The 25,693-nt window shown below is 72.9% G+C and carries 21 protein-coding genes; 10 read left to right on the forward strand and 11 right to left on the reverse strand.

Features of this window, described 5'->3' with window-relative positions:
* Positions 1–5: 5 nt before the first annotated feature.
* Genes OYE22_RS08420 through OYE22_RS08430 form a run of 3 tightly spaced genes read right to left on the reverse strand, consistent with a single transcriptional unit; the run spans position 6 to position 2,417 of the window.
* Complete coding sequence (locus OYE22_RS08420; RefSeq protein ID WP_277319819.1) at positions 6–359, reverse strand: rhodanese-like domain-containing protein; 354 nt, start codon at positions 357–359, stop codon at positions 6–8.
* A gap of 1 nt (position 360) precedes the next feature.
* On the reverse strand, positions 361–1,707 hold the full coding sequence (locus OYE22_RS08425; protein WP_277319820.1) for a cytosine permease: 1,347 nt from the start codon (positions 1,705–1,707) through the stop codon (positions 361–363).
* Complete coding sequence (locus tag OYE22_RS08430; RefSeq protein WP_277319821.1) at positions 1,707–2,417, reverse strand: tRNA-dependent cyclodipeptide synthase; 711 nt, start codon at positions 2,415–2,417, stop codon at positions 1,707–1,709. Before OYE22_RS08430 ends, OYE22_RS08425 begins: the two co-directional genes overlap by 1 nt.
* Positions 2,418–2,773: 356 nt before the next feature.
* Between OYE22_RS08430 and OYE22_RS08435 the strand changes: the two genes are divergently transcribed.
* From OYE22_RS08435 to OYE22_RS08450, 4 genes are all read left to right on the forward strand, one after another.
* The gene (locus tag OYE22_RS08435; protein ID WP_277319822.1) at positions 2,774–3,802 is read left to right on the forward strand and encodes a LysR family transcriptional regulator; all 1,029 of its coding nucleotides are present in this window, start codon (positions 2,774–2,776) and stop codon (positions 3,800–3,802) included.
* Complete coding sequence (locus OYE22_RS08440; protein ID WP_277319823.1) at positions 3,783–4,703, forward strand: LysR family transcriptional regulator; 921 nt, start codon at positions 3,783–3,785, stop codon at positions 4,701–4,703. The genes OYE22_RS08435 and OYE22_RS08440 overlap by 20 nt, the downstream gene beginning before the upstream one ends.
* 147 nt (positions 4,704–4,850) lie before the next feature.
* Positions 4,851–5,405, forward strand: coding sequence for a glycoside hydrolase family 25 protein (locus OYE22_RS08445; protein ID WP_277319824.1), 555 nt, complete (start codon positions 4,851–4,853; stop codon positions 5,403–5,405).
* Between the two features lie 183 nt (positions 5,406–5,588).
* Positions 5,589–5,897 (forward strand): hypothetical protein, encoded by a 309-nt coding sequence (locus OYE22_RS08450; RefSeq protein WP_277319825.1) that lies wholly within the window; start codon positions 5,589–5,591, stop codon positions 5,895–5,897.
* Between the two features lie 138 nt (positions 5,898–6,035).
* On the opposite strand, the gene OYE22_RS08455 is transcribed toward OYE22_RS08450, so the two are convergent.
* The 6 genes from OYE22_RS08455 to OYE22_RS08480 all read right to left on the reverse strand — a co-directional run bounded on the left by OYE22_RS08455 (position 6,036) and on the right by OYE22_RS08480 (position 11,533).
* On the reverse strand, positions 6,036–6,248 hold the full coding sequence (locus OYE22_RS08455; protein WP_277319826.1) for an EF-hand domain-containing protein: 213 nt from the start codon (positions 6,246–6,248) through the stop codon (positions 6,036–6,038).
* Between the two features lie 85 nt (positions 6,249–6,333).
* Positions 6,334–6,960: a peptidoglycan recognition family protein gene (locus tag OYE22_RS08460; protein ID WP_277319827.1), complete on the reverse strand. Its 627-nt coding sequence runs from the start codon at positions 6,958–6,960 to the stop codon at positions 6,334–6,336.
* A 593-nt stretch (positions 6,961–7,553) separates the two neighbouring features.
* Positions 7,554–8,057, reverse strand: a complete 504-nt coding sequence (locus tag OYE22_RS08465; protein ID WP_277319828.1) for an ATP-binding protein — start codon at positions 8,055–8,057, stop codon at positions 7,554–7,556.
* Between the two features lie 280 nt (positions 8,058–8,337).
* Positions 8,338–9,111, reverse strand: coding sequence for an enoyl-CoA hydratase-related protein (locus tag OYE22_RS08470; RefSeq protein ID WP_277319829.1), 774 nt, complete (start codon positions 9,109–9,111; stop codon positions 8,338–8,340).
* Between the two features lie 105 nt (positions 9,112–9,216).
* A complete protein-coding gene (locus OYE22_RS08475) occupies positions 9,217–10,440 on the reverse strand; it encodes an Ig-like domain-containing protein (protein WP_277319830.1) in 1,224 nt (407 codons plus the stop codon).
* Positions 10,441–11,311: 871 nt separating this feature from the next.
* Positions 11,312–11,533 (reverse strand): hypothetical protein, encoded by a 222-nt coding sequence (locus OYE22_RS08480; RefSeq protein WP_277319831.1) that lies wholly within the window; start codon positions 11,531–11,533, stop codon positions 11,312–11,314.
* A 541-nt stretch (positions 11,534–12,074) separates the two neighbouring features.
* On the opposite strand from OYE22_RS08480, the gene OYE22_RS08485 reads away from it, so the two are divergent.
* The 3 genes from OYE22_RS08485 (at position 12,075) to OYE22_RS08495 (ending at position 18,790) form a co-directional block, all read left to right on the forward strand.
* Positions 12,075–13,982, forward strand: a complete 1,908-nt coding sequence (locus tag OYE22_RS08485) for an ABC transporter ATP-binding protein (protein ID WP_277319832.1) — start codon at positions 12,075–12,077, stop codon at positions 13,980–13,982.
* Entirely contained in the window at positions 13,979–15,976 is a 1,998-nt protein-coding gene (locus tag OYE22_RS08490) for an ABC transporter ATP-binding protein (protein WP_277319833.1), read from the forward strand. The genes OYE22_RS08485 and OYE22_RS08490 overlap by 4 nt, the downstream gene beginning before the upstream one ends.
* 93 nt (positions 15,977–16,069) lie before the next feature.
* A complete protein-coding gene (locus OYE22_RS08495; RefSeq protein WP_277319834.1) occupies positions 16,070–18,790 on the forward strand; it encodes a BTAD domain-containing putative transcriptional regulator in 2,721 nt (906 codons plus the stop codon).
* A gap of 51 nt (positions 18,791–18,841) precedes the next feature.
* On the opposite strand, the gene OYE22_RS08500 is transcribed toward OYE22_RS08495, so the two are convergent.
* Positions 18,842–19,876, reverse strand: a complete 1,035-nt coding sequence (locus OYE22_RS08500; RefSeq protein WP_277319835.1) for an oxidoreductase — start codon at positions 19,874–19,876, stop codon at positions 18,842–18,844.
* Positions 19,877–20,071: 195 nt separating this feature from the next.
* Here OYE22_RS08500 and OYE22_RS08505 point away from each other — a divergent pair, with 195 nt between their 5' ends.
* Together OYE22_RS08505 and OYE22_RS08510 are read left to right on the forward strand one after the other, a co-directional pair.
* The gene (locus OYE22_RS08505) at positions 20,072–20,686 is read left to right on the forward strand and encodes a TetR/AcrR family transcriptional regulator (RefSeq protein ID WP_277319836.1); all 615 of its coding nucleotides are present in this window, start codon (positions 20,072–20,074) and stop codon (positions 20,684–20,686) included.
* A gap of 188 nt (positions 20,687–20,874) precedes the next feature.
* The gene (locus tag OYE22_RS08510) at positions 20,875–21,621 is read left to right on the forward strand and encodes a DUF4232 domain-containing protein (protein WP_277319837.1); all 747 of its coding nucleotides are present in this window, start codon (positions 20,875–20,877) and stop codon (positions 21,619–21,621) included.
* A gap of 290 nt (positions 21,622–21,911) precedes the next feature.
* Here OYE22_RS08510 and OYE22_RS08515 read toward each other — a convergent pair whose 3' ends face one another.
* Positions 21,912–22,442, reverse strand: coding sequence for a DinB family protein (locus OYE22_RS08515; RefSeq protein ID WP_277319838.1), 531 nt, complete (start codon positions 22,440–22,442; stop codon positions 21,912–21,914).
* A 745-nt stretch (positions 22,443–23,187) separates the two neighbouring features.
* On the opposite strand from OYE22_RS08515, the gene OYE22_RS08520 reads away from it, so the two are divergent.
* Positions 23,188–25,476 carry a M4 family metallopeptidase gene (locus tag OYE22_RS08520; protein WP_277319839.1) on the forward strand — a complete coding sequence of 763 codons (2,289 nt, stop codon included), beginning with the start codon at positions 23,188–23,190 and terminating at the stop codon, positions 25,474–25,476.
* Positions 25,477–25,693 lie beyond the last annotated feature (217 nt).

Raw genomic sequence — 25,693 nt, forward strand, 5'->3', positions numbered from 1 at the left:
CGGGGTCAGGCGGCGGCCGATTCCGTCGGCAGTTCGCCGCTGACCCAGTCCTCGATTCCCTCCCGGTACTTGCGCACGTTCGGGTAGCCGAGCTCCACGAGCCGGGCCCCCACGAGTTCGCTGTTGCGGCAGGGCACGTTCGCGCAGTAGACGACCAGCGGTACGCCGGGGTCCGGAAGCAGTCGCGGGGCGAGTTCCTCGGTGAATCGGGCGGCTTCCTCGTAGGGGAATCCGGGGATGTTCACCGCGCCGGGCAGGTGTTCGCGCGCGTAGTAGTCGGCGGGCATCGTGTCGATCACAACGACCGCATTGGCCGCGATTTCCTTGCGGAGCTGTTCTCTTGTGATCAGTGGCAGCACATCAACCTCCGGATTGTGTCGTGTTGACCTCGGCCAGCGGGGGCGGGGAATGGTCAACGGGGGGCGTGCGCCGGGGCGCGGTGAGCTTTCCGACGACGGAGTACAGAAGCAGCGCGGTGACGACCGCGTTGACGGCGGGAATTCCGCTCTCCAGGTATTCGCCGACCAGGGCGCCGGCCGCCCAGCACACCAGGGAGAGCGGCATCCAGTCGGCCCCGCCGGCGGGCAGCGTTCCGCTCTCGCGGGCCCGGTCGAGTTCGGCGCGGAAGCGACGCACGACGAAGTACTCGGCGATGATGACGCCGGCCACCGGCGGCGCGAGGACGCCGATGGTTTCCAGGAAGTCGGTGAAGTTGTCCACGATGCCGACGGCGGACAGGGCGGTGCCGGCGGCCCCGATGACGAGCGTGACGGCGCGTCTGCCGACCCGTCGGCCGCACAGCACGTCGATGGAGTTCACCAGGCCGAGCGAGGACGAGTACAGGTTCCAGTCGTTGATCTTCAGGATCGCGGTGGCCAGCACGAGCGTGCCCAGGACACCGGAGGACGAGGTGATGATGCCGACGATGTCCGAGGTCCTGGCGGCGTGCGCGAGCAGCACCGCGGTGAGCCCGATCAGGTACTCCCCCAGCGTCACGCTGATCAGCGTCTGCTTGACGACGTCCGACGGGCGCCGGTTGAACCGCGTCATGTCCGGCGTCATGAGCGCGCCCAGGATGAAGGCGCCGGAGACCAGCGTGGTGCCCTCCGCGAGCGACATGGCCGGCCCGGCCGGCGCGGAGGTCACGAGGTCGCCGACGGAGTGCTCGGCGAGCGCGTCGACGATCGAGTAGCCGGCCAGGACGAGGAAGGCGGGCACGGTCAGGTAGGCCGTCCAGGCCATCACGGTGAACCCGTACACCGTGATGGCCGTGATGACCGCGCCGCCGACCAGCGCCCACGCCCATTCCGGAGTTCCGCCGGCGAGATCGTGCATTCCCTGGGCGAAGACCCCGTTCTGCACACCGAACCACCCGGCGAGGCTCAACGCGATCAACAGGCCCACCAAAGCCGAGCCTTTGCGCCCGAATCCGGACCAACGGGCGAGCAACGAGACCGACAATCCCTCGCGTACGCCGGCGATGCCGAGCAGAATCGTGATGATCTCCAACAGGACCGAGCCGACGGTGATGGCGATGACGGCATCGGTGAAGTCCATTCCGAAACCGAGTACGGCGCCCACCAGAAACTGTTGGAACGAGGAAACCTGACCGAATCGCTGCACCGCGACGGATATCCAGGAATGCCGGGCCTCGGCCGGCACGCGGGTCAGCGCGTAATCGTCGAGCCGGTCCGCTTCGGCGGCCATCAGCCGCCCACTCCGATAAGAGAGAGGTCCGGTGTGGTGTCGTCCTTTTCCCGTACGACGAGGAATCCCTGTCCCGGGGCGGGGTGCCACGGCAGTTGCCCGGCGTAGAACTTCTCCAGGAACGCGACCCGCTGGTGGTAGACGAACAGCGAGGCCCCGACGCCGCAGATTCCGCCGGAGTCGGCGAACAGCGGGAGTTCGGCGATGAAGTAGCGCACGGCGAGCAGTGACTGCTCGTCGGTGGGCGTGTCCCCGGGCGGCAGTTTGCGGTCGAGCACCCAGTGCGTGGCCTCAAGGCAGGCCGCCCGGAAGGCGGCGTTCCGCTCGAAGAGCGCGCCCGCCTCCTCGACCAGCTCGCGGTAGCGCGGGTGCTCCCTCAGCCGCGCCATGCCCAGGATCAGCCGCTCCGGCTCCGGCACGTCAAGCGCGCGCAGCGCGGCGGCCACCTTGTTGTGCGCGTACTGGCCCTGCCGGCTGGCCTTGTGCCGGGCCCGGCCCGGGGAGTAGCCGAGGGCCTCCAGGGTGTACGCGGTGACCGTGTCCGGGATGAAGAAATGACACTGTTCGAAGCGAGTTAACGCCCATTTCGCCAGTGCCGTCAGCCGCTCCGTGTTGAAATAGCTATTGAAGGGGCTGACTCCGATACACACGTGCGAGACGGTCGGCAGCAGCGCGCCACACCGCTCGGTAAGTGGTTCAGAGTTGAACATGTCTCGACCTCGCCAACGACTCGTATGACCTGCTCCGCGCACGGCCACGGTGGGGCCGTTCCGGGATGAGACCGCCAGCAGGATCTTCACGCTTCACCGAATGCCCGGGTAGTGTCAGCGGGCTATGCCCCACGCGCATACCTCGACCCGTCCATAAATGCTGCGCGCGTAGCACAAAAAGGTACGGACCAAAATCCTCAATGGGGCCACAGGTCGGAGCGTGACCGGCGGGCAAACGGCACAAACACCCGCCTCGCGCCGTACCGGGGAAGGCCGCGACAGAGGAAAGTCCGGCGTTCATGAATTGCCCTTCCTGACTCTGGCGTTCAGGACTCGCGCGGCATATCTTCATGGCCATGGAGTTGCAGCTTCGCCATTTGCGCAATCTCTGTGCCGTAGCGACCGCGGGCAGCCTCAACAAAGCGGCGGCCGAACTCGGATTGCCACAGCCCGCACTCAGCCGACAGGTCCGCCGTCTGGAGGGCCTGCTCGGCGGCGCCCTGTTCCAGCGCGACACCTACGGCGTCCGGCTCACCCCGCTCGGCGAGAGCGTGCTCGGGCACGCCGAGAACATCGTCCGGCGCTTCGACGAACTCGACGCCCAACTGCACGCCCACCGCCAACACCAGCGCCGCACGCTGCGCGTCGGCTGGGACGCGGGCCCGCTCTCCGAGGCCCTGCTCAACTGCCTGTGGCAACTGCGCCCCGACGGGCGACTGCGCATCGTGACCGTCGACTCCTCGTCCGAGCTGAACGCCCTGCTGCGCGCCGGTGAGGTGGACATCGGGCTGTTCAGCATGAGCACCGAGGTCGAACAGCCGGCCACCGACGGGCTCGTGCTGGCCCAGGTGGCCGAGACCGCCGTCTTCCTCGCACTGGCCGAGGACCACCCGCTGGCCCGCGTCCCGTCGCTGCGCATGGCCGACCTCGCCTCCGAGGAGTGGATCTCCGTACTCGGCCCGGACGGCTGCCAGGAGGCGCTGCGCAGGCTGTGCGGCCCCTTCGGCTTCGTACCGAGGATCAGCTACGACGTGCCGGTGTCGGGCCCGCGCTGCGACGTCATCCGACACCAGGGCTGCGTGGCCCTCACCCAGCAGATCCGCCCGGTCGCGCCGGGCACCGTCCACCGCAGGGTCATCGACCTGCCCTCGCGCATGCGGCACTGGCTCGCCACGCTGCCCGGCAACCCTGCGGCCGGCCTGCTGCCGCCGCTCGCGCGGCTCCTGGCCGTGGCGCACGACGAGTTGGTGCGCGAGCGCGGGGCCAGCGGCCGCGGCGCCGCCGTGCCCACCACACCGATCGGCCACCGCGCGCCGATCGCCGCGCCTGGCACATCCTTACGCCGCCCCGGCACGTCTGTTGGTCATGACGCTGGAAATCCATGACCTGCGCGTCCTGCGCGCCATCGCCAGCGCGGGCAGCCTGGCCGGCGCGGCCCGCGCGCTCGGCACCCACCAGGCGAGCGTCAGCCGCAGGCTCCAGCGCATCGAACGCGGCGCCGGGGTCACGCTGTTCTGCCGCGGCCCGCGCGGGACGACGCCGACCGCGGCGGGGCGGCTCGTGCTCAGCGGCGCCGACACGCTGCTCCCGCTGGTCGACTGGCTGCTGGACGCCGCGGCCGAGCACACCGCCCCGTGGCCGGGCCCGGGCGGCCCGGCCGACACGGTGCGCGTCGGCGCCGTCGGCCACCCCGCGCTGCCCGCCCTGGTGGGCGCCCTGTACGCGCTGCTGCCCGGCGCCCCGCTCGACGTGCGCACCGAGGAGTCCAGCGCCGCGCTGCTGGACCTGGTGCGCGCCCAGAAGGTGGAGCTCGCCCTCGTACGGCACTTTCCCTGCCTGGACGACCCGTCGCCCGCCGACATCGACAGCGCCGTCATCGCCCACGAGGGACTGCTCGTCGGCCTCGGCGAGGGGCACCCACTCGCCGGCCGGCGCTCGGTGACCCTGCGCGACCTGGCGCCGCACACCCGCGTCCTGGTCGACGCGCACCACGGCACGTTGCGCCGCCGAGTGTCGGGCGCCGCCGGACACAGCGGTGTCGACCTGCGCCTGTCCCGCGCCACGGACGGGGCCGTGGCCGCGGCGATGGTGCGCGCCGCCAGCGCGGCGGTGCCCGCCTTCCCGGCCCCCGCGCCGCTGCCCGGCGTGGTCTTCCTCCCGCTGGACGACGACGCGGCGCGCTACACGCTCCTGTTGGCCTGGGCGCGCGGGGGCAGACTGGCCGCGCACGGGCGCCAACTGGCGGAGCGGGCGCGCCGCGCGTATCCGCCGGCTCCCACCGACTGACCCCGCCCGTCGGGCAACCGCCACCATTCGACGTCCGTGACCGGTTCCGTACCGTCCGTTACCGGGAACAAGGAGAACAAGCCACCCCCCACCCTCCCCCCACCACGCTCACCCTCCTATCCCCCCATCACCCCGGGAGGCAGCACGATGCTGCGCGGAATCGACGTCAGCTCGCACCAGTCGAGCGATTTCAGCACCGAGGGGCTCTCGTTCGTCTTCGTCAAGGCGACCGAGGGCCGCTCCTACATCAACCCCAAGCAGTCGGCGCAGGCCAGCCGCGCCCGTAACGCCGGCTGCGTCGTCGGCTTCTACCACTTCCTGTGGCCGGGCAACCTCACCGCCCAGGCCGAGTACTTCGTCGAGAAGTGCGCGTCCAGGAAGGGCGACCTGCTCGCCGTCGACTGGGAGAACACCAGCGAGGGCACCCGCGCCAGCAACGCCGAGAAGGACAGGTTCATCCGCGAGGTCAAGCGACTGCGCCCGGACCACCGGGTGCTGCTGTACTGCAACCGCACGTTCTGGCTCAACCACGACACCACCTCGTACGCGGGCGACGGCCTGTGGATAGCCGACTACGTGACGGCCGGGAAGCCCCGCATCAAGGCCAAGTGGCGCATCCACCAGTACACCGACCGGCCGCTGGACAAGGACGTGGCCGACTTCGGGAGCGAGGCGGCCCTGCGCGACTGGGCCACCTCCTAACCCCCGACCTCGCCCGCCGGCCCGACAGCCCGGCAGCGCGACAGCGCGCAGCCCGGCAGCCCGACAGCCAGTAGCCCGGCGATCAGGCGGCCTGGCCGCCCGTGAGCCGGCCAGCCACGGTGAACGCCCAGGTCACGGGTGATGCCCGGGAGCGTTGTCAGAGGGAGCGCTTAGGCTCCCCGCATGAGTTACGCAGATGTGCGCGAGCTGCAGAGCGCGCTCACCACGGCATCGGACATCGCCTTCTCGCTGGGGCCGGAGCCGTCCGCGTTGGAGACCGACCAGCTCACGGACGCGCTGCGGCGCGCGCTGGCCGCGGCCGGCGCGCTCGGGGCCGGGCACGGCACCACGGGCTGCGCGGAGCACCCGCGCGGTGCCACGGACCCGCTGTACGGGGACAAGGACGACCCGCTGCCGCCGGGGTGGGGCCGCTGCCTGCTGTGCAACGACCGGCGTCGGCGCGCCAGCGCGCAGCGCCGCGGCGGCCGCTGAGCCCGTCGCGCCGGGTCCGGCCGCGCCGCGCTCCTCCACGGGGTGGCGCGGACGCGTCGGGCCCAGGATGCCGGAAGCCCCCGGGAGCGGCGCGCGGGGCGCCGGTTCCGCGGGGGCTTCGGGCAGTTCGACAGGCCGTCAGCGGTTCTGGATGGCCCAGAACTCGTCGAAGGAGAGCTTGCCGTCCTGGTTGTTGTCGGCCGACTTGATGATGGCCTCCGCGACGGACTCCGTGACGAACGGGTCCCCCAGTTGGGCCATCACGCTCTTGTACTCGGACGCGGAGATGTATCCGTCCTTGTCCAGGTCGTACCGCTCAAACGCCGTGCGCGCCGCCTCGATGTCCGCCACCTGGGCCGCCCCTTTTCGTGTGGTTGCTTTTGACCAGCACACATTAGCGACCTCTCGGCGTGGCGCCGTAGCCTACCGGCACACCTCAGCGCTGCCGCGCCGCCTTGACCAGCCTGAGGTAGCGCGGCCAGTCCCAGTGCGGGCCGGGGTCGGTGTGCGTCGCGCCGGGCACCTCGTTGTGCCCGATGATGTGCTGGCGGTCGACCGGCAGCCCGTAGCGGTCGCAGAGCGAGGCGGTCAGCGCTGCCGATGACCGGTAGAGCGCGTCGGTGAAGTACTCGGGCTTGTCCACCCAGCCCTCGTGCTCGATGCCGACGCTGCGCGTGTTGTAGTTCCAGTTCCCCGCGTGCCAGCCGATGTCCCGTTCCCGCACGCACTGCCCGACGAGGCCGTCCACCGAGCGCACCACGTAGTGCGCCGAGACCTGCTTGGCGGGGTTCTGGAAGATGTCGATGGTGTCCTTGAACGTCTCCTGTGTCACGTGGACCACGACGAAGTCGATCGGGTACGCGTCGGGGCGGCTGGAGGCGGTGTAGTTCTCGGTGCTCGCGGGCGCCCAGCGGGCCCCCGGGTAGTCGACGTCACCGGCCCGCCAGTCCGGTCTGGCCGCGGCCAGCGGGGCGGCGGCGCTCACCAGCCCGAGGGCGGTGGCACCGAGCAGGGCGCCGCGCAACACGTTGCGGCGGGAGGCGTGGGGGGCGTGGTCTTCCATGGGGTCTCCCGAGTCCGTGGTTCGGTGGGGCACCGTCGGCACGGGTTCGGCCGCCGGGCGTGCGGTGCGCGCGTCCGTACGTGGGGCGAAAGGCGCGCGGTGCGGGGGGAATGGCGTGCGACGGAAGGCAGGGACATGACACTTCCCCACATCGTGAACGTTCGCGGGGACGCTGCCAAGACGACCAGCCGCACAGCCGACGTACGGCCGGCAAAGAAAGTTCCCGACGCCTTGTCCAGACCCTTGAAAGGGTCTGAGGGTCGCATGTATTCCTTCATATTTTTGACATTCACCCGCTGCTTGCAAGGCACGTGGCGCAGTTCACCTTAATTTGACATCTAAAATGTCGCATTTGATCCGCTAAGATCCTCATGCCGCTTTGAAAGCCTCGCACCCTGTCTGCGATAGTCGAAGCAGCGACCCCCATTGACCCGGGCCAGGTCGTCGAGCAACGCCACGGCCACACCCCCTCGCGCCGTGGCGACAGCGGTACGAAGAGGCCCCTGCCCGTCCCAGGACGCGGCGGGGGCCTCTTCGCTGCCGCCCGAGGCGGCGCCGCTCCCGCCGGGTCCGCCCGCCGCCGAGGCGGGGAATCACCGCTCGGGCACGCGCATCTCGAACCACGTCGTCTTGCCGCACGGCAGCAGGTCCACGCCCCAGCGGTCGGAGAGCTTGTCCACGAGGAAGAGGCCGCGCCCGCTGACGTCCAGCTCGTGCACCGGCATCAGGCACGGCAGCCCGCGCGAGGGGTCACGGACCTCGACCCTGATCCAGCCGCGTCGGCGCAGCAGGCGCAGCCCGAAGGCCCGGGCGCCGGTGTGCCGCACGGCGTTGCCGACGAGTTCGGAGACGAGCAGCACCGCGTGCTCGGCCATCTGGGGGCCGAGGCCCCACTGGCGGAGCACCACGCTCTGCGTCAGCCGGCGGGCGGCGGCGGCCGACTCGGGGCGGGAGAGCAGGCGCACCTCGGCCGCGGCGGGGTTGCCGTAGAGGTCGAGCGCCTTCGTGGCGAGTTCATCGTCAATGGTCGTCACCCAGCGCGCGGGAGCGGATTCGGCGTCCCGGCGCGACTGGTCCATTCCCTCCAAGCCCGCCATGCCCCCATCATGGCCGCCGAGCGGGCGGCTCGGGGCGGAACCGTGGGATTCGGCGCGCCCGTACGCAACGCCACACAACTCCGCCACGACATATGCCAAAGGCAGGTACAACCGTTCGATCGCCCACTTGACCTGCCGTGACGACACGCACACATGTGATGACGTTGCGTGCGACGGCGCGTGCGCGCCAGCGCGGCCCCGCGCGCTTCCGCGCCCTCGATTCGCCCGCACGGGGCACGGGGCCCACCGTCGGCGGGCCCCGTGCACAACTCGCTCCGGATCAGCGGAACTTGGCCTTGCCCGGGCCCTCCTCCACGAAGCTGCGCATGCCGATCTCCCGGTCCTCGGTCGCGAACAGTCCGGCGAACCAGCCGCGCTCGATGGTCAGGCCGGTGTCGATGTCGGTCTCCAGGCCGGCGTCCACCGACTCCTTGGCCGCGCGCAGCGCGATCGCCGGGCCCTGCGCGAGCCGCGCCGCCCAGGCGTGCGCCTGCTCGTAGACCTCGTCGGCGGGCACGACCCGGTCGACGAGGCCGAGGGAGAGCGCCTCGTCGGCCTTGACCATGCGGCCGGTGAAGATCAGGTCCTTGGCCTTGGACGGGCCGATCAGCCGCGGCAGCCGCTGGGTGCCGCCCGCGCCGGGGATCACGCCGAGCAGGATCTCGGGCTGGCCCAGCTTGGCGTTGTCGGCGGCGATCCGGTAGTCGGCGCAGAGCGCGAGTTCGCAGCCGCCGCCGAGCGCGTACCCGGTCACGGCGGCCACCACGGGCTTGGGGATGCGGGCCACGGCCGTGAACGCGTCCTGCAGGCCGCGGGCCCGCGCCACCATCGCGGCGTGATCCATCACCTGCATCTCCTTGATGTCCGCCCCCGCGGCGAACACCTTCTCGCCGCCCCACAGGACGACCGAGCGCACGTCCGCGCGGCCGGAGACCTCGGCGGCCAGCTCGCCCAGCCGGTCCTGCAGGGCGACGTCCAGCGCGTTCATCGGCGGGCGGTCCAGGCGGATGACGCCGACGCCGTCGGCGACCTCAAGGTGCACAGTCTCAGTCATGAGCGCAGGTTAGCGTCCGCTAACAGGGCGCCGGGAGGCCACCCGACACAGATCACAGGCGGGTGGCCGGCCGGGCCCCGCGGCCGAGCGCGGGGCCACGGGTGCTCACTGCTTGGCGGTCCACTCCGACCAGGGCATGTTCCAGCCGCTGAAGCCGTTGTCGGGCTTGATGGTCTCGTCCTGCGAGTTCTTGACCACGACCACGTCGCCGACCTGCGAGTTACGGAAGAACCAGGCGCCCGGCGTGGAGCTGTCACCGCCGCCGCGCTGGTCGAAGAGGCCGATGCAGCCGTGGCTCGCGTTGACCGAACCGAAGGTCGGCCTGCCGGACCAGTAGTTGCCGTGGATGAAGGTGCCCGAGGTCGACAGGCGCATCGCGTGCGGCACGTCCTTGATGTCGTACTCGCCCCCGAAGCCGACCGTCTCGCCGTTCATCCGGGTCACGGTGTGCTTCTCGCTGACCACCATCGTGCCGTTGTACGTCTCGGTACCCGGCGCTCCGGCGGTGATCGGGAGGGTCTTGATGACCTTGCCGTCCCGCTCGACCGTCATCTTCTTGGTCTTCGCGTCCACGGTGCTGACCTGGCTGCGCCCCACGGTGAACCGCACGGTCTTGGCCTGCGTGCCGTAGACCCCGCGGGTGCCCTCGACGCCGTCGAGCCGCAGGTTGAGCGTGACCTTGGTGCCCGCGGCCCAGTACTTCTCGGGGCGGAAGTCGAGGCGCTGGTTGCCGAACCAGTGGCCCTCGATCGGCACGGAGGGCTGCGCGGTGACGCTGATGGCGCGCTCCACGGCCGCCCGGTTGGTGATCGCGCGGCTGAAGTTGAGCGAGACCGGCATGCCGACGCCGACCGTGTCCCCGTTCTCGGGGGTGAAGTGGCCGACGAAGGTGTCCTTGGGGACCAGGGTGGTGAACGTCGCGTGCTTGGCCGACTCGCGGCCCTCGCCGTCCTTGGCGACGGCGTCCACCGTGTACTTGGTGGAGGCGCCCAGGTGGCCGGTCGGCCGCCAGCTCGCCCCGTTGTCGGTGATCTTGCCGGCGACAACGTTGCCCTTACTGTCCGCCACCTTGACCGAGCTGAGCTTGCCCTTGTCCGCGGTGACCTTCAGGACACCACTGGTAACGACGTCGACGGCGCCGTCGCGGGGCGCGATGGAGACCACGGCCTGCGACGCCTTGTTGTCGCCGCCCTTGCCCTTGCCCTTGTCACCGTCGTCGTCACCCGAGTCGCCGCCACCGCACGCGGACACCAGCAGCACCGTCGTCCCCAGCAGCACCCCGAGCAGCCCCCGGCGCCGTCGCGCCCCGGATATCCCCTGCACGTTCACCCGGTCGTCTCCCCTCAAACGGCCGCGCCCCGCGGCTCCCCCGTCGTGCGAACACCTGCACGCATGGCGATAGATAACCACAACGTATGGAAAGTGGACTGACTGCGAATGTCACCGTTCCGTTCCAAGTCAGACGCGGAACGCGGGCCATGAGCGAGCGCGGCGGGCCGCCGGACCCGCAGCCGTCACCGCGCTCGCGCACCGCGCCACGGGCGGGCCAATCGACGTACCGGGACGGGGGTTCCGGCCGCGTCAGCACAGCGCGACGGGCCGGCCACGTCAGACGCGGCCGGCCCGTCGCGGGGGCGAGGCCACGGGCGCTCGTCCCCGCACGCGCGGGGACGACGGGGCGGGGACTCCTGGGGAGGCGGCACCCGGGTGCGGCAAGGGAGCACGGCGCGCGAACGCGGGCCGAACCGGTCGCCGGAGCCGGTGGCTACCGGGGCTGGGCGGGGTGAGACGAGTGCGCCCCCGCCCCATGCGCGCGGATGCGGCCGGGGCGGTCGCCGGGCGCGTTTTCGGCCGGCACTCGGCGAGTGCCGGCCGCGGCGGTCGAGTTCGGCGACGGGGGCGGCCAGCGCCCGGCGGGCGCTGCCGCCGTCGCTCGTGCCGAACTAGGCGGCGGTGGAACGCGCGGCGCGCGGACCGGTGGCGGGCCGCCGCACGTCCGGGGCCGGGGCCGGGGCGATGTCGTCCTCCCCGAAGTCCGCGGCCTGGAAGGGGTTGGTCGCCGGGGACGGCGATGCCGTGACGGAACGGCGGGGCTGCCCTTCCGGAGCGGAGAACAGCGGCGTCGGTTCGATGAGAGGTCTCCCTATGGGTTACAGGCCCCCTGTGGGGCCTGGCGTGCCGCGGGCGGGCACGGCGGGTCCTACAGCTTGGTCATCTTGGCGTAGGGGCTCAGGATGCGCATCTGCGCCGGACCGAAGTCCACGAGCGCGGCGATCCCCTCCTCGACGCCGATGACGCGGCCGAGGCCGTACATGTCGTGGGTGACCTGGTCACCCACGGCGAAGTGCTTGGGCCCTGGGACGACCGGGGCTTTGAAGGGGCTGGTAGGCAAACGACGCTTCGGAGCAACAGGCTTTGTCATTAGCCTCAGTATGCGCCTCCGCGCGCCCCGTTCGCAGGGGTCGGTGGCACGGAACCGGGCGGCGGCCCCCCGTTTCCGCGTTCCGCGCGCGGATTCTGTCGGTTCGTACCACTGCCCCCGGGGGCCGCGCGCTGCCGACCGTGACGGTACGCCGACGCTCGGTGCGGGGCGGCGGGCGTACACGGCCTTCCGGGGCCGGCGACCGGTCTCGCTGGGTTCTGTCGGCGGCGCGCGGTCGGCTCGCCCGATGCGCGGTCGGCTCGCCCGGCGCGCGATCGGCTCGTCGACGCGTGGCCCGGTGCCCCACGGCTCGGGGCGGGCGCGCCGCGCCGGCTGCTGTGCGCCGGCGGCGCCGACGGGGCGTACCGCCGACGACGGTGCGCCCGTCGCGCCTCGGGGCGGGCGGGGTGCCGGCGGATGCTCCCCGGCTGCGGCGTGGGGTGTCGTACGAGGTCACGGGGGTGCGCGGGGCGTAGGCCCGCCGAGGTCGGCCAAAAAATCCAGTGAGCGATGTCAGTGGTGAACCGTAGTCTCGCCCCTGATGGCTGCGACAGGTGAAGCGACGACGACGGAGCGGGAGGCGCCCTCCCCGGAGGGTGCCCGCGAGGATGCGGGACCGGCGAAGGGCCGGTCGACCGTGCGCTCGTTGCTGCGGTTGTGGCCGTACGTCCGGCCCATCCGTGGGCGGTTGATCACCGCGGCGCTGGTGGCGATCGTCGCCTCCTGCATGAGCCTGGTCATCCCGATCACGCTCAAGTGGATCGTGGACGGGCCGGTGGCCGACCGGGACCCGGGCGGCGCGTGGCTCGGCGGCGCGCTGCTGCTGGCGATCGGCGTGGCCGAGGCCGTCCTGTTCGGCATCCGGCGCTGGCTGGTGGCCCGGCCGCTCGCGTCGGTGGAGGCGGCGATGCGGGCCGACCTGTACCGGCACCTGCAGCGGCTGCCGGTCTCCTTCCACGACCGCTGGGCCTCGGGCCAGCTCCTGTCGCGGGCCACCACCGACCTGCAGCTCGTACGCCTCTTTCTGGCGTTCCCGCTCACCTTCCTGGTGGTCAACGGTGCGACGATCCTGATCGGGTTCGGCATCCTGCTGGCGCAGGACTGGCATCTCGGGCTGGTCCTGATGGTGCCCGCGGTGCCGATGGTGATCCTGTGCTCGTACTTCGAGAAGCGGTACTCGCTGGCGGCGCGCAGGGCCCAGGACCAGATCGGCGATCTGACCACCCTCGTGGAGGAGAGCGTCCTCGGCATCCGCATCGTCAAGGGCTTCGGGCAGCACCGGGGTCAGGCGCGGGCGTTCCGTTCGCTGGGGATGCGGCTGCGGGAGACGGAGCTGCGCAAGGGAAGCCTGCTGGCCAGCCTGTGGGCGCTGATCATGACCTTGCCCGAGCTGGCGCTCGGCGCGGCCCTGGTGCTCGGCACGGTGCAGGTCGCCGACGGGGACCTCTCGGCGGGCACGCTGGTGGCGTTCCTGTCCACCGCCCTCGCGCTGCGCTGGCCGGTGGAGTCGATCGGCTTCCTGATCGCGGTGAGCAACGACACGGCGACGGCGACGGACCGCTACTTCGAGGTGATGGACGCGCCGGAGGCCGAGGCCGCGCCCACGGGCGCCCCGTCGGCCTCCGCCACGGCGAGCCCGGCGCCCGCCGCCGCGACGGGCACGGAGTCCGCACCGGCCGCCCGCACCGGGCGGGCGGACGCGGCCCACGACGGGCTGCGGTTCGTGGACGTCTCCTTCCGGTATCCCGACGCGCCCCCCGACTCCCCGCCGCTGCTGCGCGGCGTCAACCTGCACATCCGCTCCGGCGAGACGATGGCCCTGGTCGGGACGACCGGCAGCGGCAAGACGACGCTGACCGCGCTGGTGCCCCGGCTCCTTGAGCACACCGAGGGCCGCATCACCGTGGACGGTGTGGACATCACCGCCCTGTCCCGGAGCGAGTTGCGCGCCCTGGTGGCCGTGGCCTTCGAGGAGCCGACGCTGTTCTCGGCGACGGCCGGGGAGAACGTGCTGATGGGGGCGGCCGACGCCGGGCCGCGCGAGTTGGAGCGGGCCCTGGAGGTGGCGCAGGCGGGGTTCGTCCACGCGCTGCCGAAGGGCGTCGACACCCAGGTCGGCGAGCAGGGGCTGAGCCTGTCGGGCGGTCAGCGGCAGCGGCTCGCGCTGGCCCGCGCCGTCGTCGGCAACCCGCGCTTCCTGATCCTGGACGACCCGCTCTCCGCGCTGGACGTGCACACCGAGGCGCTGGTCGAGGCGGCGCTTAGGCAGGTGCTCGCCAAGACCACCGCCCTGGTCGTCGCGCACCGCCCCTCCACGGTGCTGCTCGCCGACCGAGTGGCACTGCTGTCCGACGGTCGCGTCAGCGCCGTGGGCACCCACCACGAACTGCTGCGTACGAACGCCGAGTACGCGGCCCTGATGTCCGGCGAGGGGAGCGACCAGCCATGACCACCAGCGTCTCCAGCGAGCCCGTCGCCAGCGGTCACACCGACGGCAACGGCCCCGGCGACGGTCCCGGGCAGGGCGACGGGCCCTCCGGACCGGGCAGCGGAGGCGGCCGGGGCACCGGCGGCGACGGCGGCACCGGCGGCAGCGGTGACGGCGCGGGCCCGACCACCCCCGGCGCGGGCGACCCGTTCGACCGGGACGACCTGCCCACCCCCAAGGGCGCCTCGCGCACGCTGCTGCGCTCGCTGCTCGCGCCGCTGCGCCGGCACGTGTGGCTGGCGGCCGTGCTGATCCTGCTCCAGCAGGCCACCGTGCAGGCCGGCCCGCTGCTGGTCGCGTACGCCATCGACACCGCCGTGCCCGCCTTCCGCTCCGACGACAACGGGCCGCTGATCGCCGTGGCCGTGGCGTACCTGGGCAGCGCGATGCTGGCCGGCCTGTTGCAGTACGCGTTCGTGCGCGTGTCGGCCTACGTGAGCCAGGGCGTGCTGCTCGACCTGCGGGGCCGGATCTTCCGGCACGGGCAGGCGCTGAGCGTGGACTTCCACGAGCGCTACACCTCGGGCCGGCTGATCGCCCGGTCCACCTCCGACGTCGAGTCGCTGCGCGAACTGCTCACCGAGGGCCTGGAGGAGCTGCTCGGCGTCTTCCTCTCCGTCATCTACATCTCCTTCCTCCTGCTCTACCTGGACTGGGGCCTGGGCGCCGCGGCCATCGCCTCGTTCGCCCCGCTGGTCCTGCTCGTGCGGATGTTCCAGCGGCGCTCCCGGCGCGTGTACGCCGAGCGCTCGACGGCGACGGCGGCGTTCATCGTCAAGTTCACCGAGACGATGAACGGCATCCGCCCGGTGCAGGCGTTCCGCCGCGAGCGGGCGAACGAGCGGGACTTCGGCAAGCTCAACGCGAGCCACGAGCGGGTCAACGGCACCGCCATGCTGGAGATGGCCCGGTACGTGGTCGGCTCGCGCCTGGTGGCGAACTTCGCGGTGGCCGCGATCGTGATGTGGGGCGCCTACCGGGTGGCCTCGGGCGGCCTGGAGCTGGGCGTGCTGGCGGCGGCGGCGCTCTACCTGCGCCGGCTCTACGACCCGATCGACCGGCTCGGGATGTTCCTCAACGCCTACCAGTCCGCCGCCGCCTCGCTGGACAAGATCGCCGGCCTGCTGGCCCAGCGCCCGTCGGTGCCCGAGGCGGTGGATCCCAAGCCGCTGCCCGAGCGGCCGGCCGGGCGGCCCGGCCGGGAGGTCGTCTTCGACGGGGTGCGGTTCGCGTACCGCACGGGCGGCGAGGTGCTGCCGCGCTTCGACCTGACGCTGCCCGCCGGGCAGACGGTCGCGGTGGTCGGGGCGACCGGCGCCGGCAAGTCCACGCTGGCCAAGCTGCTGGCGCGGTTCTACGACCCGCCGCCGGTGCCGTCCGGCGAGCGCGGCAACGGACGCGTCCTGCTCGACGGCGTGGACCTGCGCGAGCTGGCCACGCCCGACCTGCGCCGGGGGGTGGTGATGGTCACACAGGAGGCGTTCCTGTTCTCCGGGACGGTGGCCGACAACATCGCCATCGGCCGGCCGGACGCCACCCGGGAGGACATCGAGCGGGCCGCCAAGGCCATCGGCGCGCACGACTTCATCGCCGCCCTGCCGGACGGGTACGACACGGACGTCCGCAAGCGGGGCGGGCGAATATCGGCCGGTCAGCGGCAACTCGTGGCCTTCGCCCGGGCGCTGCTCGCCGACCCCGGCGTGCTCATCCTGGACGAGGCGACCTCCTCGCTCGACATCCCGGGCGAGCGGGCCGTGCAGCGGGCGATGGACACGGTGCTGCGGGGCCGTACGGCCGTCGTCATCGCGCACCGGCTGTCCACGGTGGAGATCGCCGACCGGGTGCTGGTGATGGCCGGGGGCCGCATCGTCGAGGACGGCCCGCCCTCGGAGCTGATCGCCGGTCGGGGCCGCTTCGCCGACCTGCACCAGGCGTGGCGGGACAGCCTGGTGTAGGCCGGGCGCCGCCCGCCCCGGTCGGGGGTCGCCGCGCGCTGGGGCACCGCCTGCTGGAGGTAATCTGACTCATTCCTTCAGGAGGTTGCGTCAGTGGAGTTCCGGCTGCTCGGAGCGGTTTCCGTGGCTACCGAGGCCGGCGAGTTGTCGGTCGGCCCGGCCAAGAGGCGCAGCCTGCTCACGGCCCTGCTGCTGCGGCCGAACCGGCCGGTGCCGGTGGAGCACCTGATGGCCACCCTGTGGGACGACGAGCCGCCGCTGCGCGCCCGTACCGTCATCCAGGGCCACGTGTCGCGGCTGCGGGCGCTGCTCGCCGAGGCGGACGCCGGGGCGTTCGGGGTCGAGCTGGCCACCCAGGGCGCGGCGTACGTGCTGCGGATGCCGGAGAGCCTGCTGGACGCGCACCGCTTCGAGGAGTTGGTGACGCTCGCCGGCAGCCAGCGGGCCGGCGCGGACGCGGTGGCGCTGTACGAGGAGGCGCTGTCGCTGTGGCAGGGGCCGGCGCTGACCGGGGCGTACCCGAGTCCCACGGTGGTGGCCGCGGCCGAGGCGCTGGAGGAGCGGCGGCTGACCTCCGTCGAGCTGCTGGCCGCGGCGTACGCGCGCCTCGGCGAGCACGCCCGGGCCGCCGCCGTGCTGCGCGCGGAGGCCGCGGCCCATCCGCTGCGCGAGTCGCTGTCGGCCGCGCTGATGACGGCGCTCCAGCGGGCGGGGCGGCGCTCGGAGGCGCTGGACTGGTTCCACCGCACCCGGCGGCTGCTGGCCGACGAGCTGGGCGTGGACCCGGGTCCCGAGCTGGCGGACGCGTACGCGCTGGCGCTGCGCGGTGAGGGGGACGAGGCGCAGCCGGCCCCGGGCGCGGGCGCGCCGAGGTTGCCCAGCGCGCCGCTCGGGCCGCCGCTGCCCGGCACGGTGGACCTGCTGCCGCGCATGCCGCGCGGGTTCCACGGGCGCGCGGCGGAGTTGGCCGCGCTGTCCCGGGCCACGGTCGGTACGGCTCCCCTCTGTCTGGTCACCGGGCCGGCCGGGGTGGGCAAGACGGCGCTCGTGGTGCGGTGGGCGCACCGCAACCGCGCCGGGTTCCCGGACGGGCTGCTCTACGCCGACCTGCGCGGCTTCAGCGACACCCGCGAGCCGGCGCACCTGGAGGTGTTGCGGGAGTTCCTGTTGGCGTTGCGGGTTCCGCCGCGGCAGGTGCCCGAGTCGGCGCAGGCCGCCTCCGCGCTGTTCCGCTGCCTGACCGCCGACCGGCAGCTCCTGGTGGTGCTCGACAACGCGCGCGACTCGGCGCAGGTCAGGGAGTTGCTGCCGGGCGGCGCGCGCTGCGTGACGGTGGTCACCAGCCGGAACCGGCTGCACGGCCTGATCGCCTCCGACGCGGCCCACCCCGTCCCGGTGGACGTGTTGGAGCCGGCGGACAGCACGGCGCTGCTGGCGGCGGTGCTCGGGCCCGAGCGGGTGGCGGCGGAGGAGGCGGCGGCCCGGCGGCTGGCCGAGCTGTGCGGCGGGCTGCCGCTGGCGCTGCGGGTGACGGCGGCACGCCTGGCGGACCAGCCCGGGTGGTCGCTGGAGGCGATGAGCGCCGAACTGTCGGACGAGTCGCGCCGGTTGCACCTGCTGGACGTGGAGGACACGGGGGTTCGGGCGGCGCTGCGGCTCACCGTGCGCGGGTTGCCCGACGGTGTGGCGCACCACTTCGCCCACCTCGGCCGCTACCCCGGCACCCATGTGGACCGGTACGCGGTGGCGGCGCTGGCCGGCACGGACCCGCAGACGGCCGAGGCCGCCATGGACCAGCTCGCCTCGGCCCACCTGGTCATCCGGACGGCGCCGAACTGTTGGACGCTGCACGATCTGGTGCGGCTGTACGCGCGCGGGCTCGACGCGGACGGTGAGGCCCTGGTGCGGGTGCTCGACCAGTGCGTGGCCACCGCCCTGGCCGCGGCCGGGGCGGCCGAGCCGGGCGAGGAGGAGTGCTTCGCGCTGCCCTCGGACTTCCGCCCGCCGCCGGCGATCCGGGCGTTCGCCGGCCGCGATCAGGCCATGACCTGGTACGCGGCCGAGCGCGAGGACCTGGCGCTGCTCGCCGGCGCGGCGCACGCGGCCGGCTGGCACGGGCGGGCCTGGCGGATCGTGCTCGGCCTGTGGCCGCTGATGGTGTGGCGGGTGCGGGACAGTTGGGCCCCGCTGCTCGGCCTGGCCCTGACGGCGGCGCGAGCCGACGCCGACCCCCGGGGCGAGTCCCGGGTGTTGGCGCTCCTCGGGTGGGTGCTGATCGAGGAGGGCCGGCCGGGGGAGGCGGCGGCGCACCTGGAGGCCGCGCCGGAGCTGGCCCGCCGGGTCGGCGACCGGCGCGCGGAGGCGACCGCGCTGGTCAACCTGTCGCTGGCGCAGGCGGCGCTCGGCAGCCTGGACGAGGCGGAGCAGGGGTGTGTACGGGCCGCCGAACTGGCCCGCGCCGTCGACGACCGGCACACCGAGCGGCTGGCCATGTACCACCTGGCCCGGCACCAACTGGACGCCAAGCGCCCACGGGAGGCCCTGGAGACGGCGCTGGCGGCGCTGGGCCTGGCGGGCGAGCCGGACATCTCGGTGGCCTCCCGGGTGTTGCTGCTCTCGGCCGCCGGCGAGGCGCTGCTCGACCTGGGTGAGCGGGCCGAGGGCGTACGGCGCCTGGAGGACGCGGCGCGCGAGGCGGAGACGTGCGGCTACGACGACGGTGCGGTGCGGGCGCTGGGCGTGCTGTTGCGGGTGTCGGCGGACGAGGGCTTGCGGGCACGGTACGAGGCGGCCCGGCGGCGCTGCCGGTCGTGAGGCGGGGGCGGGCGTGAGACGGGGCCGGCCGTGAGACGGGCCCCGGCGCGGTCAGTCCGCGCGCGGTGGCTCGGTGGGCCAGGGGTACCGCACGCCGGTGAGCTGTTCCGAGCGGGCCCACAGCCGGTGGGCCGTGGCAGCGTCCTGGAGGGCGCGTTCCCGGGTGCGTAGGACGGGCTCGCCGCGGAGTTGGAAGGCGCCGTCGGGCACCACGTAGCCACCGCCGGGCACGTGGTGGGCGGTGGCGGCGTAGAGGGAGGTCATGGCGCCGGCTGGCGTGGGGCGGAAGGCGGCGCGCACGAGCAGCCGCACCAGGAGCCGGTAGGCCCGTCCCCGGGTGTGGTGGGCGCCGCCGGTGAGGACGTTGGAGCGGGTGAGTCCGGGGGCGACCGCGACGCTGCGCAGCCGCAGGTTGCGGGCGTCGGCCCTGCGTTGGAGTTCCTTGGCGAAGTAGAGGTTGGCCCGCTTGGACTGCACGTAGGCGAAGGCCGTTCGGTAGTGGCGCTCGGCGTTGAGGTTGGTCATGTCGAAGCGGGCGAAGCGCTGGCCCTCGCTGCTGACCGTGACCACGCGCGGGTCGGCGGCCGCGAGCAGGTACGGCAGGAGGAGGCCGGTGAGCGCGAACGTGCCCAGGTGGTTGATGCCGAACTGGGACTCGAAGCCGTCGGCGGTCCGGGAGAACGGCACCATGGCCACGCCGGCGTTGTTGACCAGCAGGTCGAGCCGGTCGTGTGGCCAGGCCGTGGCGAAGTCGCGCACGGACGCCAGGTCGGCGAGGTCGAGTACGCGCAGTTCGGCGCGGGCGCCGGGGACCTCGGCGCGCAGCCGTTCCACCGCGGCGCGCCCCCGCTCGGGGTTGCGGCAGGCCAGCACGGTGTGGGCCCCGCTCCGGGCGAGTTCGCGGGCGGTGACGTATCCGATGCCGCTGTTGGCGCCGGTGACCACGGCCAGTCGGCCCCTCTGGTCGGGGAGCGGACTCGGCACCCGGATCGGACGCGCGTCCGCGCGGCGGCGGGCGCGTGGGGCGGCGGTCGGCGGGTGGGCCGGCTGGGGCGGGTGGTCGCGCGGCGCGGTGCGGGCACTCATCTGGGGAGGGCGGGGCATGGGGCCTCGATTCCGGGGGCGGGGAGGGCGGAGGGGCGGTCGCGCGCACGCCAGCGCGCTACGGCGCGACAGGGCGCCGCGCGACAGGGCACAGCACGACACAGCCGCATCGCAACTCGAAGTTGCGATAGCCTGATCCTGCCGCACCGTCCGCCATCAACGCAACAAGGAGTTGCAATGGAGTCTGCCGCCACGCCCACCGGGCGCGCCCCCACCGTCGGACGCGGCAGCAAGATGCGCGCCGCCGTGCTGGCCGCGACCCTCGACGAACTCGCGACGACCGGATACGCGGGGCTGACCGTCGAGGGCGTCGCCCAGCGGGCCGGCGTGCACAAGACGACGATCTACCGGAACTGGAAGGACGCGCCCAGCCTGGTCGTCGACGCGCTGACCAGCCATTTCGCCACCGACATTCCGGTACCGGACACCGGATCGGTGGCCGACGACCTGCGCGCGCTGGCCCGGGCGCTCGTCGCCAGCGTGACCACGCCGGCGGGGCGCGCCCTGATCACCACCGTGCTCGCGGAGGCCGCCCGCCTCCCCCGGCTCGCCGACGTCAAGCGCGCGCTCTTCGACGACCGGTTCCGGCGGGCGGAGCCCGTGGTCACCCGCGCCGTGGAGCGCGGCGAACTCCCGGCGGAGACCGACCCCGCCGAACTCCTCAAGGCCCTCGCCGCGCCGATCTACTTCCGGCTGGTGTGCACGGGCGAGCCGGTCGACGAGGCCACCGCGGACCGGGCCGCGCGGGTCGCGCTGGCCGCCGCGCACGCCCGCGCGCTGCCGGCGGTGTGAGCGGCGGGCGCGCGCTGGCCGCGATCGCCGCCCGGGCGCGTTAGCCACCCCGTTTTCCGCCTGAAGCAGCACGTCAGCGAGACGACAGCCGTGCGTAAGCGAAGCGGCAGCGGCCCCCGGCACAGTGGTGTCAACAGCGGAGATGACCGCCGCTGAATCCGAACCAGCACAACAGGGGGACCCCCGTCATGCGCACCTCTCGCATCCGCATCGCCGCCGTCGCCGGAGCCACCACCGCCCTCGCCCTCGGCTTCACCGCCTACGCCAACTCGGGCAGCGACAGCGGCACCCAGACCCACACCGGCACCGTGGCCCACGCCGCGCCGTACACCAGCACCGGAAGCGTGGAGCAGGCGGCCGGCCAGGTCATCGCGAGCAAGGGCGCCGCACCCGCGGCCGCCGGCCAGCAGGTCACCGTGGCGAGCGCCAAGAAGACCGTGACCAGCACCAAGAAGACCGTCGTGGTCGCCAAGAAGAAGCCCGCACCGCGGGCCACGAGCACCAGCGTCCGGCAGTGCTCGGGCGACGAGATCTCGTACGACGTGCTGCACCGGTTCCCCAAGCAGCTCGGTGAGCACCTGCTGGTGACGGCGATGAACGCCGACTCCAAGCCCTGCTGGGTCACCGCGTCCCCCTCCGTCATGCTCGGCGACACGGTGAACGTGCTGCCGCACTCGAAGAAGGACGCCCCCGGCGGCACCGCCCGCATCACCCTGAAGCCCGGCGCCAAGGTCTACTCGGCCGTCAACCTCTTCGCCGACGGCAAGAAGAAGCACACCTCCACGGAGCTGTCGCTCGCGCTGCGCGACCAGGGCGGCGACACCGGCCCGGCCGTCGAGCTGAACGCCTTCACCAGCAAGGGCGCGGTCTCGAAGTTCACCTGGTCCAGCGCGGACGTGACGAACTGGAACACCGCCAAGCCGTACAACTTCTGAGCGCGCCCCGCGCGGGCCGGTGGTGAGCGGGGGTGACCCCGCCCACCACGGAGCCGGCCGCCACGCGCCGCGCGTCACCCGTCGAACCGGTACCCCCGAAACCGGCGGCGTGGACGGCGCGCGGACGCGGTGGTGCGCGGGGTAGGCGGCGGACCGTGACCGGCCAGCAGTGGGCTGGGGACCATCGGGAGCGGGCCGCCGTGGGACGGCGGGGTGTGAGTCGGATGCGGCCGGCTCACACCCCGCCGCTGTGTTGTTTCAGCCTCCGCCGCCGATGTGCCCCGGCGCGCTCACTCGCCCGTGCGGCCGTCCGCCAACTCGCGGGCCACGTCGAGGTGGCCGAGGTGGCGGGCGTACTCCTGGAGGAGGTGGAAGAGGATCCAACCGAGCGTCGGCGCCTCCTCCTCCGTCGAGAACCGGCCACCGAGGCTCGCGCGGCGCTCGGCCGGCACGCCGGCGGCGATCTCGCGCGAGCGCGCGCACTGGTGGCGGTGCTCGGCCAGCACGTCGGCCGGGCTCTCGTCCTCGGCGACGTACCAGCGGTCGTCCGGTCCGCGGTCGCCCCAGGCGCGCCCCTCGGCCATCGTCGTGCCGCAGAAGCCCCAGACCAGCCAGCGCAGTTCGACGTGGGTCAGGTGCTTGACCAGTTGCAGCGGCGTCCAGCCGGAGGGCAGCCGGCTGGTGCGCAGTTCCCGCTCGCTGAGGCCGTCCAGCTTGCGGTGCAGAGCGTCGCGGTAGGCGTCGAGGTAGCCGTCGAGGAGCACGCGCTGATCGGTGAGGGCCCTGGGCGGTTCGTCGAGCGCGTCAGCGGGGTTCGTCATCTCATGATCGTACGGAAACCGCCCCGGCCGTGGGCGGTCGCTTCGCTCGGTTCGCGGCGCGCGGCGCGGGCCGGGTGGCGTGGGTGGCGTGGCTGGCCCGGATGGTCGGGCGTGGCCTGGGGTGCGCGCCCGGCTTGCCCGTGGCGGGCGTCGGTGCAACCGCCGTGGGGGCGCCACCGCCCGCCCCGGCGCCGCCGGGGCCGCCGCGCCGGGCGGGCCCCGCGCCGGCCCGGCGGCCCCAGGTGGCGGCGGGCCCGGCGCGGTGCGCGGCGGGCGGGCGCCGCCCCGTCGCGCCGGGGCGCGGGCTGCGCCGGGGCGCGGTGGCGGGCCGCCGGGCGGGGGCCCGGACGGCCCCGACATCCGCTATACGGACGTCTCTGTTTCGTCAACGGACGGTTTTTGGACAACTTCTCGACGGGCCCCTGACATGTACATCGTCGCGGTGGCACTCTTCCCCTCGTCCGCCACGCGGCTCCCCCACGGCACCTCGCCGCGCGACGGTCGCTCCTCACGTGTCCGGCACATCGGGCCACGCGCTGTCCCCGCAGTAGTACGTCGCCACCGCGCCCCGCCCACGTCACCGCTCCCCGGGCGGCGCCGGGAGCGCCGTGCCAGCGCGCCCGGCCCCCGTGTCGCACCGCCCCCCCACGCGCTGTTCAGCTCGCTTCGCTCTGCCCGGGCGACCACCCAGCCGCCCGGTCACCCCGGGCCGCCGCCACCGCGGCGGCAGTAGAAGGAGTTCCGCGTGAGACGCACCCCCCATCGACGAACGGCCGCCACCGGCGCGTTCGTCGCCGTAGCCGCCATGCTCGCCGTCGGCGTGCAGGCCGTCAGCGCCACCGCCGACGGCGGCGCCGCCCCCGACGCCTCGGCCCCCATGTCCAGCGTGGCCAACCGTGGCGCGATGCCCGTCAAGCTCTCCCCCGCCGAGCGGGCCGCGTTGTTGCGCGACGCCGATGCCACCAAGGCCGAGACCGCCAGGACGCTGCGGCTCGGCGCGCAGGAGAAGCTGGTCGTCAAGGACGTGTCCAAGGACGCGGACGGCACCACGCACACCCGCTACGAGCGCACCTTCGCCGGCCTGCCGGTGCTCGGCGGCGACCTCGTGGTGCAGGAGACGAGGGCCGGTGCCTTCGAGTCGGTCGCCAAGGCCACCAAGTCCTCGGTGCGGGTGGCCTCGACCACCGCCAAGGTGCGGCCTGCCGTGGCCGAGGAGTCCGCCGAGCGGCTGGCGCGGGCCGACGACACCCGCAAGGCGGAGGCCAGCAAGGCCCCGCGGAAGGTGGTCTGGGCCGCGACGGGCAAGCCGGTGCTGGCGTACGAGACGGTCGTCGGCGGCGTACAGGCGGACGGCACGCCCAACGAGCTGCACGTCATCACCGACGCCAACACGGGCGAGAAGCTCTACGAGTACCAGGGCGTGCACAACGGCACGGGCAAGAGCCAGTACAGCGGCGAGGTGCCGCTGGGCACCGCGGGCGGCTCGGGCTCGTACAACCTGACCGACACCCAGCGCGGCAACCACAAGACGTACAACCTCAACCGTGGCACCTCGGGGCAGGGCACGCTGTTCACCGACGCCGACGACGTGTGGGGCGACGGGACCGGCAGCCACACCCAGACCGCGGCCGTCGACGCGCACTACGGCGCGGCCCTGACCTGGGACTACTACAAGTCCGTGCACGGCAGGTCGGGCATCAAGGGCGACGGCGTCGGGGCGTACTCGCGCGTCCACTACGGCAACAACTACGTCAACGCCTTCTGGCAGGACTCCTGCTTCTGCATGACCTACGGCGACGGCTCGGGCAACACCCACCCGCTGACCTCGATCGACGTGGCCGCGCACGAGATGACGCACGGCGTCACCGCCAACACCGCCCGGCTGGTCTACAGCGGCGAGTCCGGCGGCCTGAACGAGGCCACCTCCGACATCTTCGCGGCGGCCGTGGAGTTCCACGCCGACAACCCCAACGACAAGGGCGACTACTGGGTCGGCGAAGAGATCGACATCAACGGCAACGGCACGCCGCTGCGGTACATGGACAAGCCCTCCAAGGACAACCGGTCCAAGGACAACTGGTACTCGGGCATCGGCAGCATCGACGTCCACTACTCGTCCGGCGTGGCCAACCACTGGTTCTACCTGGCCTCCGAGGGCAGCGGCGCCAAGGTCATCAACGGCATCCCGCACGACAGCCCGACCTACGACAACCAGCCGGTGACGCCCATCGGCCGGGTCAACGCCGAGAAGGTGTGGTTCAAGGCGCTGTCGCAGCGCATGCAGTCCAACACCGACTACAAGGGCGCCCGGGACGCGACGCTGTGGGCGGCCGGCGAGCTGTTCGGCACGAACAGCGTCGAGTACGCGGGTGTCGCCAACGCCTGGGCCGCGGTCAACGTCGGGCAGCGGGTGCCGACGCCGGGCGGCGTGAGCGTCACCGCCCCCGGTGACCAGACCAGCGTCGTCAACCAGGCCGCGAGCCTGCAGATCAAGGCGACCAGCAGCAACACCGGGGCGCTGCGCTACGCCGCCACCGGGCTGCCCGCCGGCCTGACCATCGACGCGGCCAGCGGCCTGATCTCCGGCACGCCGACCACCGTGGGCACCAGCCAGGTGACCGTCACGGTCACGGACGCGGCCGGCAAGACCGGGACCGCGGCGTTCAAGTGGACCGTGAACGACGCGGACGGCGGCGTCTACGAGAACACCAACGACGTGCAGATCCCCGACGGCCTCGACGCGGTCAACTCGCCGATCACCGTCAACCGGAGCGGCAACGGCAGCGCGGCCCTCAAGGTCGGCGTGGACATCGTGCACCCCTACCGCGGTGACCTGGTGATCGACCTGGTGGCGCCGGGCGGCAAGAGCTACCGGCTGAAGAACTCCAGCGCGTACGACTCGGCGGACAACGTGAACGAGACGTACACCGTGGACGCCAGCGGCGTGGCGGCGAGCGGCACCTGGAACCTCAAGGTGCAGGACATCTACTCCACCGACCGCGGCTACATCAACAGTTGGAAGCTGACCTTCTGACGGGCCGCGGCACACCGGCCCCCGTCCCGTGACCGGCGGTGACGCGGGCCCCCCTCGACAGGCGCCGCCTGGGGAGAGCACGTTCCCCCAGGCGGCGCCTCTCACTTCTCCCGCTTCGTCCGTTATCCGGAGATCGTCGCACCAACAACGAACAAAATATCGACGCCAGAGTGATGACCCCATGACATGTCCGCGACTCGTGTGACAGTCTGCCCAC

Origin of the sequence: Streptomyces sp. 71268, from assembly GCF_029392895.1 — a bacterium.
Taxonomy (GTDB): Bacteria; Actinomycetota; Actinomycetes; order Streptomycetales; family Streptomycetaceae; genus Streptomyces.

Bases quoted from the DNA above. Each gene is read 5' to 3' on its own strand.
- OYE22_RS08460 (WP_277319827.1), bottom strand. From the start codon at position 6,960: ATGGAAGACCACGCCCCCCACGCCTCCCGCCGCAACGTGTTGCGCGGC.
- OYE22_RS08470 (WP_277319829.1), bottom strand. From the start codon at position 9,111: ATGACTGAGACTGTGCACCTTGAGGTCGCCGACGGCGTCGGCGTCATC.
- OYE22_RS08515 (WP_277319838.1), bottom strand. From the start codon at position 22,442: ATGACGAACCCCGCTGACGCGCTCGACGAACCGCCCAGGGCCCTCACC.
- OYE22_RS08480 (WP_277319831.1), bottom strand. From the start codon at position 11,533: ATGACAAAGCCTGTTGCTCCGAAGCGTCGTTTGCCTACCAGCCCCTTC.
- OYE22_RS08465 (WP_277319828.1), bottom strand. From the start codon at position 8,057: ATGGCGGGCTTGGAGGGAATGGACCAGTCGCGCCGGGACGCCGAATCC.
- OYE22_RS08505 (WP_277319836.1), top strand. From the start codon at position 20,072: ATGGAGTCTGCCGCCACGCCCACCGGGCGCGCCCCCACCGTCGGACGC.
- OYE22_RS08485 (WP_277319832.1), top strand. From the start codon at position 12,075: ATGGCTGCGACAGGTGAAGCGACGACGACGGAGCGGGAGGCGCCCTCC.
- OYE22_RS08450 (WP_277319825.1), top strand. From the start codon at position 5,589: ATGAGTTACGCAGATGTGCGCGAGCTGCAGAGCGCGCTCACCACGGCA.
- OYE22_RS08490 (WP_277319833.1), top strand. From the start codon at position 13,979: ATGACCACCAGCGTCTCCAGCGAGCCCGTCGCCAGCGGTCACACCGAC.
- OYE22_RS08445 (WP_277319824.1), top strand. From the start codon at position 4,851: ATGCTGCGCGGAATCGACGTCAGCTCGCACCAGTCGAGCGATTTCAGC.
- OYE22_RS08500 (WP_277319835.1), bottom strand. From the start codon at position 19,876: ATGAGTGCCCGCACCGCGCCGCGCGACCACCCGCCCCAGCCGGCCCAC.
- OYE22_RS08440 (WP_277319823.1), top strand. From the start codon at position 3,783: ATGACGCTGGAAATCCATGACCTGCGCGTCCTGCGCGCCATCGCCAGC.
- OYE22_RS08510 (WP_277319837.1), top strand. From the start codon at position 20,875: ATGCGCACCTCTCGCATCCGCATCGCCGCCGTCGCCGGAGCCACCACC.
- OYE22_RS08425 (WP_277319820.1), bottom strand. From the start codon at position 1,707: ATGGCCGCCGAAGCGGACCGGCTCGACGATTACGCGCTGACCCGCGTG.
- OYE22_RS08435 (WP_277319822.1), top strand. From the start codon at position 2,774: ATGGAGTTGCAGCTTCGCCATTTGCGCAATCTCTGTGCCGTAGCGACC.
- OYE22_RS08430 (WP_277319821.1), bottom strand. From the start codon at position 2,417: ATGTTCAACTCTGAACCACTTACCGAGCGGTGTGGCGCGCTGCTGCCG.